Genomic DNA, 13,294 nt, shown 5'->3' on the forward strand with positions numbered 1-13,294 from the left:
CGAGCTTATTCCTCTACTTTGCCGCCGGCCGCTTGAATCGAAGCCAACGCCCCGCCTGTCACCTTCAAACCTTTAACAGTAACCGCTCTGGCGATTTCGCCAGACTTGATCACTTTAACGGTTTTGGTAAACGCCGGAACGATGTTGCTATCGATCAAGGTTTGCACATCAATCACATCAGCGGTGAGGCCGTTCAGTTCGTTGAGGCGAACTTCGGCGGTATACATCGCTTTACGTGAGGTGAAGCCGATTTTCGGCAACCGGCGTTGCAAAGGCATCTGACCGCCTTCGAAACCGACTTTATGAAAACCGCCGCTTCTGGCTTTTTGTCCTTTATGTCCGCGTCCGCAGGTCTTGCCCAAGGTGCAGCCGATACCGCGACCTACGCGTTTGGCTTTCTTGCGCGCGCCTATGCTCGCCTGAATTGTATTCAAAAACATTACCGCTCCTCAACTTTCAACATGTAAGCGATTTTATTGATCATGCCTTTGTTTTCAGGAGTATTCAACACTTCAACCGTTTGGTTGATCTTGCTGAGCCCCAATCCTTTCAGACATGCCTGATGGTTCGGCAAGCGTCCATGCTTGCTCTTGATCATCGTGACGCTAAGTTTGTTACTGGCCATCGTTATTGTCCTAAAATCTTTTCAATCGACAAACCACGCTTTGCGGCGATGTGATTCGGATTATGCATCGAAGTCAGACCATTGATGGTTGCTCTAACCACGTTGATCGGATTGTTGGTGCCGATGCATTTAGCCAATACGTTATGAACGCCGACGACTTCGAATACCGCACGCATCGCGCCACCGGCGATGATACCGGTACCTTCGGAGGCCGGTTGCATATAAACCTTCGCGGCGCCGGTCGTGTTCGTGATCGCATACTGCAAGGTATCGCCTTTCAATGGAACTTTACGCATGTTTTTGCGTGCTTGTTCCAATGATTTTTGGATTGCGATCGGAACTTCACGCGCCTTGCTGACGCCATAACCGACGCGGCCTTCGCCATCGCCGACTACGGTCAATGCAGTAAAGCCAAAAACCCGTCCACCTTTAACGACTTTTGCAACGCGTCTGACCGAAACCAGTTTTTCCTGCAGGCCGTCGGCGCTGCCTTGTTGAGGTGCTGCTGCCATTGTTTTCCCCTAAAATTTCAAACCAGCTTCACGCGCTGCATCAGCAAGCGCCTTCACACGGCCATGATACTTAAAACCAGAACGATCGAATGCGACTTCGGTAATGCCCGCCGCAAGCGCACGCTCAGCGATCGCCTTGCCGACTTCGGCAGCGGCTTGCACATTACTGGTGCCGCCGTCGACTGCCGCCTTGATCACCGCCTGATTGGTCGAGGCGCTGGCCAAGGTTTGATTGCCGTCACCGCTGATAATCTGAGCGTAGATATGCTGTGATGTTTTGTGAATCGACAGGCGAGTGGTGCCCAGTCTCTTGATTTTGCTGCGCAGTTTTAATGCGCGCTTCATACGACTATTCTTCTTTTCCATCACGCTACCTTACTTCTTCTTAGCTTCTTTTCTGGCGACATTTTCGTCAGCATAACGAACACCCTTGCCTTTATAAGGCTCTGGCGGACGATAGGCTCTGATCTTTGCCGAAACTTCACCGACCAACTGCTTGTCGTTACCCTTAACCAGAATTTCGGTTTGGGTGGGTGTTTCAACGGTAATGCCGTTTGGCACTTCAAAGTCGATCGGATGCGAATAACCCAACGCCAGGTTCAAAATATTACCTTTGGCTTGCGCTCTGTAACCGACGCCGACCAACGCTAATTTCTTTTCATAACCGGCGGACACACCGACGACCATGTTGTTGATCAATGCACGAGCGGTTCCGGCTTGCGCAGTCGCTATCTTGTCGTCTCTATTCCATTCCATTTGAATGGTTTGGTCGACAACGTTCACGCCGATCGCGGAGTTAAAGTTATAGGACAACTGACCTTTGCTTCCTTTCACGGTCAGGTTGTTTCCATCGAGTTTGACGTCCACGCCTTGTGGAATCGTCACTGGGGCTTTTGCAATTCTTGACATATCAGGCCTACATTAGCAAACGGTACAAATAACTTCACCGCCATGTCCAATTGCACGAGCAGCTCGATCGGTCATTACACCATTGGATGTTGATACAATAGCAATACCCAATCCGCCAAGAACTTTCGGCAGCTCATCTTTAGACTTATAGATGCGCAAACCGGGTCTGCTAATTCTTTTGATATTTTCGATTACAGGCGCACCCCTGTAGTATTTCAATACAATCGTCATCTCAGTGTGGCTGCCGACTGTTTCGGTGCTGTAATCGGTAATGTAACCTTCATCCTTCAAGACTTTCGCAATCGCGACTTTCAGCTTTGAAGAGGGTTGTTTAACTAATTTTTTACCAGCAGATTGCCCGTTTCTGATCCGGGTCAGCATATCTGCAATAGGGTCTGTCATACTCATTTATAATCTCCAAACATGATCCAGCGATTTACCAGCTGGCCTTGACCAGGCCTGGCACATCGCCGCGCATCGTTGCCTCTCTCAGCTTGTTGCGGCTGAGACCGAACTTACGGTAGTAACCATGCGGGCGGCCCGTCAAATTACAACGGTTACGCACCCTAGAGATACTGGAGTCTCTCGGCAGTTTTTGCAGTTGCAGTTGTGCTGCTTCTTTTTCTTCAAACGTAGAATTTGGATTTCTGATCGCTTCTTTCAAAGAATTTCTTTTTGCGCTGTATTTTTGCGACAGTTTTTTACGCTTGTCTTCACGCGCTATCATTGACTTCTTAGCCATACCAATATCGCCTTAACTCTTAAATGGAAAATTGAACTGCTTGAGCAGCGCCAGGCCTTCTTCATTGGTCTGAGCTGTGGTCGTAATGGTAATGTCCATACCACGCAGCATGTCGATCTTGTCGTAATCTATCTCAGGGAAGATGATTTGTTCTTTCACACCCATTGAATAGTTACCGCGGCCGTCGAAGCTTTTCGCGTTCAAGCCTCTGAAGTCACGGATACGCGGAATGGCGATATTGATTAAACGATCCAAGAATTCATACATTCTGTCGCTGCGCAAAGTGACCTTGCAGCCGATCGGCATATCGTCACGAATCTTGAAACCCGCGATCGATTTTCTAGCCAACGTAATCACCGGTTTTTGACCGGAAATCTTTTCCATATCAGCAACCGCCGCTTGCAGGATTTTCTTGTCCGCAATCGCTTCGCCGACACCCATGTTCAAGGTGATTTTGGTAATACGAGGAGCCTGCATGATCGACTTGTAGCCGAATTGCTGCATCAGCGCAGGCAAAATTCTTTCTTTGTATTCTGTTTGTAGTCTAGCCATGATATATCACCTTACGCGTCAACAACTTCGTTCGTGGATTTGAAATATCTGACTTTTTTGCCATTATCCAAAATCCTGATGCCGACGCGATCCGCCTTTTTGGTCGCAGGGTTATAAAGTCCGATATTGGAAATATGGATCGGCATGTCTTTCGTGACAATACCTCCCGTTACGCCCGCATTCGGATTTGGCTTTTGACTCTTTTTGACTTGGTTGATTCCTTCAACCAGGACTTTATCATCTTTCAGAACCTTGGTTACTCGCCCGCTCTTGCCTTTATCTTTACCGGTGCGAACGACTACGTCGTCGCCTTTTCTAATTTTTTGCATCGTCAAACCCTACCTTATAACACTTCAGGAGCCAGTGAGATAATCTTCATGAATTTCTCACCTCTCAATTCACGGGTAACCGGTCCGAAGATACGGGTGCCCAGTGGTTGCAAGTTATTGTTCAGGATGACAGCGGCATTGTCGTCGAAGCGAATGACCGAACCATCGGGTCTACGCACGCCTTTGCAGGTTCTGACGACCAGAGCGTTGTAAACCTCGCCTTTTTTTACTCTTCCGCGTGGAATCGCATCTTTAATACTGACTTTGATAATATCGCCAATATTCGCATAGCGTCGGTGCGAACCGCCGAGTACTTTGATACACATGACCTTTTTTGCGCCGCTGTTGTCGGCGACGTCAAGGTTAGTTTGCATCTGAATCATGATAAATTCCCAGTTTTTTCAAATAAGCTGCGTGCTATTTACTTATTAGCACTTTCTAAAACTTCAACCAGTTTGAAGGTTTTATGTCTTGACAATGGACGGCATGAAGCAATCGATACCACATCGCCTTCCTGGCACACATTGCTTTCATCATGCGCCATCATTTTGGTTGATCTTTTGATGTATTTGCCGTAAACCGGATGCTTCACAACCCGCTCAACCAGAACGGTAATGGTTTTATCCATCTTGTTGCTAACGACGCGTCCGGTGATCGTCCGAACTTTGGTTTGATTTTCGCTCATACTTATGCGCCTGCTTTTTCGTTCATGACGGTCTGAATCCGCGCCATTTCGCGGCGAACTCTTTTCACCTCAGACGGCTTGGACAATTGACCGGTGCTTGTTTGCATTCTCAAATTAAAACGCTCGCGCGCCAAATCGAGCAATAACGAATTCAGTTCGTCTTTGGTTTTTTGGCGTAATTCTGTTGCTTTCATTACATTATCGTCCGCGCGGTAAACAGTGTTTTCAATGGTAGTTTTGCCGCCGCCAGGGTAAATGCCTCCCGTGCCAGCTCTTCGCTCACTCCTTGAATTTCATAGAGCATCGTACCAGGTCTGACTTGAGCAACCCAGTATTCTACACTACCTTTACCTTTTCCCATACGAACTTCTAAAGGTTTTTTCGTAATTGGCTTATCCGGGAAGATTCGGATCCAGATTTTACCGCCCCGTTTGACGTGACGGGTGATCGCCCGACGGCCGGCTTCGATCTGACGCGCGGTCAAACGACCACGGGTTATCGATTTTAAGCCGAAGTCGCCGAAGCTGACGGATGACCCACGAACAGCAACGCCGTTATTTCTGCCTTTGTGCTGTTTACGAAATTTGGTTCTTTTCGGTTGAAGCATGTCTCTATCCCTTCAACTATTATTTCTTGGTTTCAGAATTGATCGCGGCAAGATGCGCATCCATGTCGAATACTTCACCTTTGAAGATCCAGACCTTGATACCGATCACACCGTAAGTCGTTTTCGCTTCCGCAGTCGCGTAATCGATGTCCGCACGCAAGGTATGCAGCGGCACACGGCCTTCGCGGTACCACTCGCTGCGCGCGATTTCGGCGCCATTCAGACGACCGCCGACATTGATCTTGATGCCTTCGGCGCCCAGACGCATCGTGTTGGTCACCGCACGCTTCATGGCGCGACGATACATGATCCGTTTTTCGAGCTGCTGAGCAACACCTTCTGCGACCAGCTGCGCGTCGAGTTCAGGCTTTCTGATTTCTTCGACGTTCACTTGGACAGGAATACCCATCATCTTGGAAACTTCCTGTTTCAAGATTTCGATGTCTTCGCCTTTCTTGCCGATCACGATACCCGGACGTGCGGTATGAATCGTGATGTGCGCATTGTTGGCAGGACGGTTGATTTGAATCCGGCTGACCGACGCATGCGCCAATTTCTTTTTGATATAGTCTCTGACTTGCAAATCCTGATGCAAAAAGACCGAATAATCCTGGTTATTTGCAAACCATCTGGAATTCCAATCCTTAACGATGCCCAGGCGAATGCCTATTGGATGTACTTTTTGACCCATTATCTACCCCTACTCGTTCTCTGCGACTTTAACTGTGATATGGCAGGTTCTTTTCAGGATATGGTTTGCACGTCCTTTAGCTCTTGCCTTAAATCTTTTCAAGGTCGCCCCTTCATCAACATAAACGGTAGACACTTTCAAGTCATCGATATCGGCGCTGTCATTGTTTTCAGCATTCGCGATCGCGGATTCGAGCACTTTTTTGATGATCGCCGCGCCCTTCTTGGAGCTGAATTTCAATACGTTCAAGGCCTGATCAACCGGCAACCCGCGGATTTGATCGCCAACGAGCCGGGCTTTTTGCGCCGACAGTGGCGCATTACTCAATTTTGCACTGGTTTCCATCTCTCACCTATTTGGATTTCTTGTCGGCCACATGGCCTTTGTATGTTCGAGTTGGGGCAAATTCGCCAAGCTTGTGACCGATCATATTCTCAGAAACGAGAACCGGAACATGAAGGCGCCCATTATGGACCGCAATGGTTAAACCCAACATATCGGGCACTATCATCGATCTTCTGGACCAGGTTTTAATTGGTTTCCGATTATTGCTGCTTACCGCATCTTCCACCTTCTTAACCAGGTGGTGATCAACAAAAGGACCTTTCTTAATTGAACGTGGCACGCTAATTCCTCACTATTTTTGCTTACGGCGTCTGACGATCATATTGTCAGTCCGCTTGTTTTTTCTAGTCTTGTAGCCCTTGGTCGGCATACCCCATGGCGAAACCGGATGTCTACCTCCGGAAGTACGACCTTCACCGCCGCCGTGTGGGTGATCTACCGGGTTCATAACCACACCGCGAACGGTCGGTCTGACACCGCGCCAGCGGGTTGCGCCAGCTTTACCCAAGGAAGCCAGGTTGTGCTCCGAGTTGGACACTTCGCCGATCACTGCGCGGCAATCCGCCAGTACTTTGCGCATTTCGCCGGAACGCAGTCTCAAGGTTGCATGAGCGCCATCTCGCGCAACCAATTGCGCCGATGCGCCCGCACTTCTGGCCAGCTGCGCGCCCTTGCCGGGCTTCAGTTCGACGCAATGTACGGTCGTACCCATCGGAATGTTGCGCAGCGGCATGCAGTTGCCTGGCTTGACCGGCACAGTATCGGAAGACAGTACTTCCTGACCCGCAGTCAGACCTTTCGGTGCAATGATGTAGCGGCGCTCGCCGTCTTTGAACAAAACCAGAGCGATATTCGCGGTCCGGTTTGGATCGTATTCGAGACGTTCGACAACGCCCGGAATGTCGGTTTTATTTCTTTTAAAATCAATAATACGGTAGTGCTGCTTGTGACCACCGCCGACATGACGTGTTGTGATACGCCCTTGGTTGTTACGACCTCCCGTTTTGCTGTTTTTAGCCAGCAATGGTGCATACGGCTTGCCTTTGTGCAGATCTTCTGATTTGATCCGTACTACAAACCGTGAACCTGGTGATGTCGGTTTTGACTTTACAATCGCCATGTTAACTACCGTTTCCTAATTGATCTTTGTATCTATTAAATTAAGCCGCGGAAAAATCGATGTCGTGGCCTGGTTTCAGCTTGACATACGCCTTTTTCCAATCCGATTTTTTACCCAAGGTGCGGCCAAAACGTTTTTGCTTGCCTTGTGCATTCAGGACATTGACGTTGTCGACTTCGACATTGAACATCAACTCCACAGCAGCCTTGATTTCCTTCTTGGTTGCTTGCTTCAGGACTTTGAACACGATGATTTTATTCGCTTCGGCCTGCAGCGTGCTCTTTTCGGAAATGACCGGCGCGCGCAGAACTGTCGATAAATAATTTTGATTTATGCTCATGCTAAGTGCTCCTCAATTTTTTTCAGCGCACCTGAAGTCGCAATCACCTTTTCAGCCGACACCAGCAGCACTGGGTTCAGATTGTTGGCTTCAACAACTTCAACATAAGGAATATTGCGTGAAGCCAGCGCCAGATTTTGATCGATCACATCGACTACGATCAGAATGCGGCGAGCATTCACACCTTTCAACTTCTCGATCAGATCCTTCGTTTTTGGCGAAGCTGGAAAAATGTCGTTGGAGACGACCAGACGATCTTGTCTGAGCAATTCAGACAGAATCGAACGGACGCCGGCACGGAACATTTTCTTGTTCAGCTTTTGCTCGTAGTTACGCGGTTTTGCCGCGAACGCGACACCGCCAGTCCGCCAGATGGGGCTGCGGGTTGAACCGGAACGCGCACGACCGGTACCTTTCTGCCGCCATGGCTTCATGCCGCCGCCGCTGACTTCTGAGCGGGTCTTTTGCGCCTTGGTGCCGGCTCTTCTGGCCGCCAAAAAGCGTGTCACGATCTGGTGGATCAACGTTTCGTTATAATCCCGACCAAAAACCGCCTCGTCGACCTCGACCTTGCCGGCCGTGTCTTGATCATTCAATGCAGGTACTTGCAAACCCATAACTTAACCTTTATTTTTCATTTTCGAGGCAGGCTTGATCACGACATCGCCGCCTTTCGCGCCTGGCACAGCGCCTTTAACCAGAATCAAACCCTTTTCGGCATCGACTGCATGGATGGTCAAATTTTCCACGGTGGTGGTTTCCGCCCCCATGTGACCAGCCATTTTCTTGCCTTTAAAGACGCGGCCCGGTGTTTGGTTCATACCGACAGACCCCAGCACGCGGTGCGATACGGAGTTACCGTGAGTCGCGTCCTGCATGTGGAAGTTGTGGCGTTTAATCGCGCCGGCGAAGCCTTTACCCTTGCTGGTTCCCTGAACATCCACGACTTGACCCGCGGAGAAAATATCCAAAGACAGTTCGGAACCGACAGACAGACCGTCGCCTTCGCCATCTTCGAGTCTGAACTCCCAAAGACCGCGACCTGCCGTCACATTGGCCGCCGCATAATGACCGGCCATTGCTTTATTGACCCGTGATGATTTCACGTCGCCCGCAGTGACCTGAATGGCGCGATAACCATCGTTTTCAATGCCTTTAACCTGAGTGACCCGATTGGAGTCGATCTGCAGTACGGTTACCGGCACAGACGAGCCATCTTCACAAAAAACCCTGGTCATACCGCACTTTCGACCTATAAGACCTATTGACATCTGCCAATTCCTCTATCTTTTAATTCAACTTAATCTGGACATCCACGCCCGCCGCAAGATCCAACTTCATCAATGCGTCGACGGTTTTTTCAGTGGGTTCTACAATGTCCAGCAATCTTTTGTAGGTTCTCAATTCATACTGATCTCTGGCATCCTTGTTGACATGCGGAGAGATCAGGATCGTGAACCGTTCTTTTTTAGTAGGCAATGGAATCGGGCCTTTGACTTGCGCGCCGGTTCTTCTTGCGGTTTCTACTATTTCACCAGCCGATTGATCGATCAATTTGTGATCGAATGATTTCAAACGGATTCTGATAGTTTGATTTGACATTGTTTATTACTCGATAATAGAAGCAACAACGCCCGCACCGACCGTACGACCGCCTTCGCGAATTGCAAAACGTAAACCTTCTTCCATCGCGATTGGCGAGATCAGGGTGATATCGACAGCGATGTTGTCGCCTGGCATCACCATTTCAACACCTTCCGGCAATTTAACAGCACCGGTTACGTCGGTCGTTCTGAAATAGAACTGCGGACGGTAGCCATCGAAGAAAGGAGTATGACGACCGCCTTCTTCCTTGGACAATACGTAGATTTCTGCCTTGAATGCCTTGTGTGGCTTGATGGTGCCTTTTTGCGCCAAAACCTGGCCACGCTCGACTTCGTCACGCTTGGTGCCGCGCAGCAGGATACCGACGTTGTCACCAGCTTGACCTTGATCCAGCAGCTTACGGAACATTTCGACGCCGGTGCAGGTCGTGGTAACGGTCGGACGAATACCGACGATTTCAACTTCCTGGCCAACCTTGATGATGCCGCGTTCGATACGACCGGTTACCACAGTACCCCGACCGGAGATCGAGAACACGTCTTCGATTGGCATCAGGAACGCGCCGTCAACGGCTCTTTCTGGCAGCGGAATATAAGAGTCCAGCGCTTCAACCAACTTAATGATCGAAGGAACGCCTACTGGGCTTTGATCGCCTTCCAGCGCTTTCAGCGCAGAACCGACGATGATCGGGGTGTCGTCGCCCGGGAATTCGTACAAATCCAACAGCTCGCGAATTTCCATTTCGACCAGGTCGATCAACTCGGCGTCGTCAACCATGTCGGCCTTGTTCAAGAATACCACAATATAGGGTACGCCAACCTGTCTTGACAACAGAATGTGTTCGCGGGTTTGCGGCATCGGGCCGTCAGCCGCTGAACAAACCAGGATCGCGCCGTCCATCTGCGCCGCACCGGTAATCATGTTCTTAACATAGTCAGCGTGGCCTGGGCAGTCAACGTGCGCATAATGGCGAGTCGCTGACTGATATTCCACGTGCGAAGTCGCAATCGTAATACCACGCGCACGCTCTTCAGGTGCATTGTCGATTTGGTCGAACGCCTTGACTTCGCCACCTTGGATTTCCGCCATGACCTTGGTCAAGGCGGCAGTCAATGTGGTCTTGCCGTGGTCAACGTGTCCGATCGTGCCGACGTTAACGTGTGGCTTGCTACGGGAAAATTTCTCTTTGGCCATGTGTCAATACCCTATCTTTTTAATATTCAAAATAATGAAGATTTCTTTATAATCGCATCCGCAATACTAGCCGGCGCCTCATTGTACTTTTCAAATTGCATCGTATATGTCGCTCGTCCCTGAGTCGCCGACCGTAAATCGGTCGCATAACCAAACATTTCGGCAAGCGGCACTTCACAGCTGATTGCCTTGCCTGACGGCGTATCGTCCATGCCATGGATCACACCGCGCCGCCGGTTCAAATCGCCGACGACGTCGCCCATATAATCCTCGGGCGTGATCACTTCCACTTTCATGATCGGCTCAAGCAAGATCGGATCCGCCTTTCTCGCGCCTTCACGGAAACCCATCGAACCGGCGATTTTGAACGCCATTTCGCTCGAATCGACATCGTGGTAGGAACCATCAAACAGGGTTACCTTGACATCGAGAACCGGATAACCGGCCAACACACCACTCTTCAATTGCTCCTGCACGCCTTTATCGACGGCAGGAATGTATTCTTTCGGCACCGTACCGCCAACGATTCCGTTCACGAACAGATAACCCGCCCCGGCTTCTTGAGGCTCGATCTTGAGCCAGACGTGACCGTATTGACCGCGCCCGCCCGACTGCCTGACAAACTTGCCTTCCTGTTCGACCGCTTTCCGTATCGTTTCACGGTAAGCCACTTGCGGCGCGCCGACATTCGCTTCGACATTGAACTCCCGACGCATCCGGTCGACAATGATTTCCAGATGCAGTTCGCCCATGCCGGAAATAATGATCTGCCCTGTCTCTTCGTCCGTTTTGACGCGGAATGAAGGATCTTCCTGAGCGAGCTTGCCGAGCGCGATGCCCATTTTTTCCTGGTCGGCCTTGGTTTTCGGCTCCACCGCCACCGAAATGACAGGATCCGGAAAATCCATGCGCTCCAGCACGATCTTTTGATTCTGATCGCACAAGGTATCGCCGGTCGTTACCTCTTTCAAGCCGATCGCGGCCGCAATATCGCCGGCACAGACTTCCTTGATTTCTTCGCGGCTGTTCGCATGCATTTGCACGAGCCGTCCGATGCGTTCCCTGCGCTTCTTGACCGAGTTATAGACGCTGTCGCCGGAGCTCAGCACGCCGGAATACACTCTAAAAAAAGTCAAGGTCCCGACGAAAGGGTCGGTCGCAATCTTGAAAGCCAGTGCCGCGAACGGCGCATCATCGGTAGATGGACGCTCTGCCTCGGTTTCTTCGTCTTCCAGATGACCTTTGATCGCTATCACATCGGTCGGCGCCGGAAGATAGTCGATCACCGCATCCAGCATCGCCTGCACGCCTTTATTTTTAAAGGCGGAGCCGCAGAAAGCCGGCATCAGCTTATTCGCTATCGTCTGCTGACGAATGCCTTGCTTGATTTCTTCGTCCGACAGATTCTCTTCCAGAAGATACTTTTCCATCAGCTCTTCGCTGGACTCGGCAGCCGCCTCGACCAGATGCGCATGCCAGGTCTCGCATAGCGCCTGCATGTCGGCCGGAATGTCCTTTTCCTGAAAGGTCATCCCCATATTGGTTTCGTCCCAATAGATCGCCTTCATCTTGATCAGATCGACCACGCCTTCGAAGTGATCCTCTGCGCCGATCGGTAACTGCATGGGAACCGCAAGACTTCCGAGTCTCGCCTTGATCTGCTCGATCACTCGCAGGAAATTGGCTCCTGAGCGATCCATCTTGTTGACAAACACCAAACGCGGCACGTGATATTTGTTCGCCTGTCGCCAGACCGTCTCGGATTGCGGCTCGACGCCGCCCACCGCGCAAAAAACCGCACAGGCGCCGTCCAAGACGCGAAGCGAGCGTTCGACCTCAATCGTGAAGTCGACGTGCCCCGGCGTATCAATGATGTTGATACGGTGCTGCGGATACTGCTTTTCCATGCCGGACCAAAAGCAGGTGGTCGCCGCGGACGTGATTGTAATCCCGCGCTCCTGCTCTTGCTCCATCCAGTCCATCGTGGCAGCCCCGTCATGCACCTCGCCTATCTTGTGCGATACGCCGGTGTAATACAGGATCCGCTCCGTCGTCGTTGTCTTACCAGCGTCGATATGGGCCATGATACCGATATTACGGTATCGCTCTATCGGAGTTTTGCGCGCCACGGACTAAAATATAACCTGAATGAATGAATTACCAACGGTAATGCGAGAACGCTTTGTTCGCTTCCGCCATACGATGGGTATCTTCACGCTTCTTCGCCGCGGAACCTCTGTTTTCATAGGCATCCAGCAACTCACCGGCCAATTTGCCGGCCATGTTCTTTTCATTTCTTTTGCGCGAAGCATCGATCAGCCAGCGCATCGCCAAGGCGACACGACGTGACGGACGCACTTCAACCGGCACCTGGTAGGTCGCGCCGCCGACACGACGGGACTTCACTTCGACCCGCGGCTGTACGTTTTCCAGCGCTTTTGACAAAACATCCAGAGGCTCGCCATGACCTTTGTTGCCAATCACATCCAATGCACCGTAGACGATGCCTTCGGCGATTGATTTTTTGCCACTTTCCATGATCATGTTCATGAATTTGGTCAGCATTACGCTGCCATATCGCGGATCAGGAATGATTTCTCTTTTGGTAGCAACTCTTCTTCTAGACATAGCTCATCAACCTATTATTTGCCTTTTGGCCGTTTCGTACCATACTTGGAACGACCGCATTTTCTGTTATTGACACCAGAGGTATCCAGACTGCCGCGCACGACGTGATAACGCACACCTGGCAAGTCCTTGACCCGGCCACCCCTGATCAACACCACAGAGTGCTCTTGCAGGTTATGACCTTCGCCGCCGATATAGCTGCTGACTTCGGCGCCGTTAGTCAACCTAACCCGCGCCACTTTACGCAGGGCCGAGTTTGGCTTCTTGGGTGTAGTGGTATAAACGCGCGTGCAAACCCCCCTGCGCTGAGGGCAGGCTTCCAATGCAGGAACATTGGTTTTTTCGATTTTTTTAGCACGTGGCTTACGGACCAATTGGTTGATCGTGGCCATTTTCTATTTACTCCGATT

The 13,294-nt window shown here is 50.6% G+C and carries 25 protein-coding genes; all 25 read right to left on the reverse strand.

All coding sequences use genetic code 11. The features are described from left to right. Positions 1–5 precede the first annotated feature (5 nt). The 25 genes from rplO to rpsL are packed head-to-tail and all read right to left on the reverse strand — an operon-like array spanning position 6 to position 13,276. Positions 6–440, reverse strand: a complete 435-nt coding sequence (rplO, locus tag METLA_RS0111165; protein WP_024298638.1) for a 50S ribosomal protein L15 — start codon at positions 438–440, stop codon at positions 6–8. Continuing rightward, on the reverse strand, positions 440–625 hold the full coding sequence (gene rpmD, locus METLA_RS0111170; RefSeq protein WP_024298639.1) for a 50S ribosomal protein L30: 186 nt from the start codon (positions 623–625) through the stop codon (positions 440–442). The genes rplO and rpmD overlap by 1 nt, the downstream gene beginning before the upstream one ends. A gap of 2 nt (positions 626–627) precedes the next feature. After that, positions 628–1,137, reverse strand: coding sequence for a 30S ribosomal protein S5 (rpsE, locus tag METLA_RS0111175; RefSeq protein ID WP_024298640.1), 510 nt, complete (start codon positions 1,135–1,137; stop codon positions 628–630). Between the two features lie 9 nt (positions 1,138–1,146). Continuing rightward, positions 1,147–1,503 (reverse strand): 50S ribosomal protein L18, encoded by a 357-nt coding sequence (gene rplR / locus METLA_RS0111180; protein ID WP_024298641.1) that lies wholly within the window; start codon positions 1,501–1,503, stop codon positions 1,147–1,149. A gap of 9 nt (positions 1,504–1,512) precedes the next feature. After that, positions 1,513–2,046 carry a 50S ribosomal protein L6 gene (rplF, locus tag METLA_RS0111185; RefSeq protein ID WP_024298642.1) on the reverse strand — a complete coding sequence of 178 codons (534 nt, stop codon included), beginning with the start codon at positions 2,044–2,046 and terminating at the stop codon, positions 1,513–1,515. A gap of 12 nt (positions 2,047–2,058) precedes the next feature. After that, a complete protein-coding gene (rpsH, locus tag METLA_RS0111190; RefSeq protein ID WP_024298643.1) occupies positions 2,059–2,454 on the reverse strand; it encodes a 30S ribosomal protein S8 in 396 nt (131 codons plus the stop codon). Between the two features lie 28 nt (positions 2,455–2,482). Then, positions 2,483–2,788, reverse strand: coding sequence for a 30S ribosomal protein S14 (gene rpsN, locus METLA_RS0111195; protein WP_024298644.1), 306 nt, complete (start codon positions 2,786–2,788; stop codon positions 2,483–2,485). Positions 2,789–2,800: 12 nt separating this feature from the next. Next, a complete protein-coding gene (gene rplE, locus METLA_RS0111200; RefSeq protein ID WP_024298645.1) occupies positions 2,801–3,340 on the reverse strand; it encodes a 50S ribosomal protein L5 in 540 nt (179 codons plus the stop codon). Between the two features lie 11 nt (positions 3,341–3,351). Then, positions 3,352–3,669 carry a 50S ribosomal protein L24 gene (gene rplX, locus METLA_RS0111205; protein ID WP_024298646.1) on the reverse strand — a complete coding sequence of 106 codons (318 nt, stop codon included), beginning with the start codon at positions 3,667–3,669 and terminating at the stop codon, positions 3,352–3,354. Positions 3,670–3,683: 14 nt separating this feature from the next. Then, positions 3,684–4,052 carry a 50S ribosomal protein L14 gene (gene rplN / locus METLA_RS0111210; protein ID WP_024298647.1) on the reverse strand — a complete coding sequence of 123 codons (369 nt, stop codon included), beginning with the start codon at positions 4,050–4,052 and terminating at the stop codon, positions 3,684–3,686. Positions 4,053–4,090: 38 nt separating this feature from the next. Continuing rightward, positions 4,091–4,354 carry a 30S ribosomal protein S17 gene (gene rpsQ / locus METLA_RS0111215; RefSeq protein ID WP_024298648.1) on the reverse strand — a complete coding sequence of 88 codons (264 nt, stop codon included), beginning with the start codon at positions 4,352–4,354 and terminating at the stop codon, positions 4,091–4,093. Positions 4,355–4,356: 2 nt separating this feature from the next. Then, on the reverse strand, positions 4,357–4,548 hold the full coding sequence (gene rpmC / locus METLA_RS0111220) for a 50S ribosomal protein L29 (protein WP_024298649.1): 192 nt from the start codon (positions 4,546–4,548) through the stop codon (positions 4,357–4,359). Further along, on the reverse strand, positions 4,548–4,961 hold the full coding sequence (gene rplP, locus METLA_RS0111225) for a 50S ribosomal protein L16 (RefSeq protein WP_024298650.1): 414 nt from the start codon (positions 4,959–4,961) through the stop codon (positions 4,548–4,550). The genes rpmC and rplP overlap by 1 nt, the downstream gene beginning before the upstream one ends. Positions 4,962–4,980: 19 nt before the next feature. Then, positions 4,981–5,652, reverse strand: coding sequence for a 30S ribosomal protein S3 (rpsC, locus tag METLA_RS0111230; protein WP_029646609.1), 672 nt, complete (start codon positions 5,650–5,652; stop codon positions 4,981–4,983). 9 nt (positions 5,653–5,661) lie between these two features. Then, positions 5,662–5,997 carry a 50S ribosomal protein L22 gene (rplV, locus tag METLA_RS0111235; protein WP_024298652.1) on the reverse strand — a complete coding sequence of 112 codons (336 nt, stop codon included), beginning with the start codon at positions 5,995–5,997 and terminating at the stop codon, positions 5,662–5,664. 7 nt (positions 5,998–6,004) lie between these two features. Next, positions 6,005–6,277: a 30S ribosomal protein S19 gene (gene rpsS, locus METLA_RS22010; protein ID WP_084480124.1), complete on the reverse strand. Its 273-nt coding sequence runs from the start codon at positions 6,275–6,277 to the stop codon at positions 6,005–6,007. A gap of 12 nt (positions 6,278–6,289) precedes the next feature. Continuing rightward, positions 6,290–7,117 (reverse strand): 50S ribosomal protein L2, encoded by an 828-nt coding sequence (gene rplB, locus METLA_RS0111240; RefSeq protein WP_024298653.1) that lies wholly within the window; start codon positions 7,115–7,117, stop codon positions 6,290–6,292. A gap of 40 nt (positions 7,118–7,157) precedes the next feature. Next, complete coding sequence (gene rplW, locus METLA_RS0111245) at positions 7,158–7,451, reverse strand: 50S ribosomal protein L23 (RefSeq protein ID WP_425411760.1); 294 nt, start codon at positions 7,449–7,451, stop codon at positions 7,158–7,160. 2 nt (positions 7,452–7,453) lie between these two features. Then, the gene (gene rplD / locus METLA_RS0111250; protein WP_024298655.1) at positions 7,454–8,074 is read right to left on the reverse strand and encodes a 50S ribosomal protein L4; all 621 of its coding nucleotides are present in this window, start codon (positions 8,072–8,074) and stop codon (positions 7,454–7,456) included. Between the two features lie 3 nt (positions 8,075–8,077). After that, positions 8,078–8,728 carry a 50S ribosomal protein L3 gene (rplC, locus tag METLA_RS0111255; RefSeq protein WP_024298656.1) on the reverse strand — a complete coding sequence of 217 codons (651 nt, stop codon included), beginning with the start codon at positions 8,726–8,728 and terminating at the stop codon, positions 8,078–8,080. A 19-nt stretch (positions 8,729–8,747) separates the two neighbouring features. Beyond that, the gene (rpsJ, locus tag METLA_RS0111260; protein WP_006890490.1) at positions 8,748–9,059 is read right to left on the reverse strand and encodes a 30S ribosomal protein S10; all 312 of its coding nucleotides are present in this window, start codon (positions 9,057–9,059) and stop codon (positions 8,748–8,750) included. Between the two features lie 6 nt (positions 9,060–9,065). Further along, positions 9,066–10,256, reverse strand: a complete 1,191-nt coding sequence (gene tuf, locus METLA_RS0111265) for an elongation factor Tu (protein ID WP_024298657.1) — start codon at positions 10,254–10,256, stop codon at positions 9,066–9,068. A gap of 26 nt (positions 10,257–10,282) precedes the next feature. Then, positions 10,283–12,385, reverse strand: coding sequence for an elongation factor G (gene fusA / locus METLA_RS0111270; protein ID WP_024298658.1), 2,103 nt, complete (start codon positions 12,383–12,385; stop codon positions 10,283–10,285). Between the two features lie 28 nt (positions 12,386–12,413). Further along, on the reverse strand, positions 12,414–12,884 hold the full coding sequence (gene rpsG, locus METLA_RS0111275) for a 30S ribosomal protein S7 (protein ID WP_024298659.1): 471 nt from the start codon (positions 12,882–12,884) through the stop codon (positions 12,414–12,416). 14 nt (positions 12,885–12,898) lie between these two features. Further along, positions 12,899–13,276, reverse strand: coding sequence for a 30S ribosomal protein S12 (rpsL, locus tag METLA_RS0111280; RefSeq protein WP_005373976.1), 378 nt, complete (start codon positions 13,274–13,276; stop codon positions 12,899–12,901). Positions 13,277–13,294: the final 18 nt, after the last annotated feature.

The organism is Methylomicrobium lacus LW14, assembly GCF_000527095.1.
Lineage (GTDB): Bacteria > Pseudomonadota > Gammaproteobacteria > Methylococcales > Methylomonadaceae > Methylomicrobium > Methylomicrobium lacus.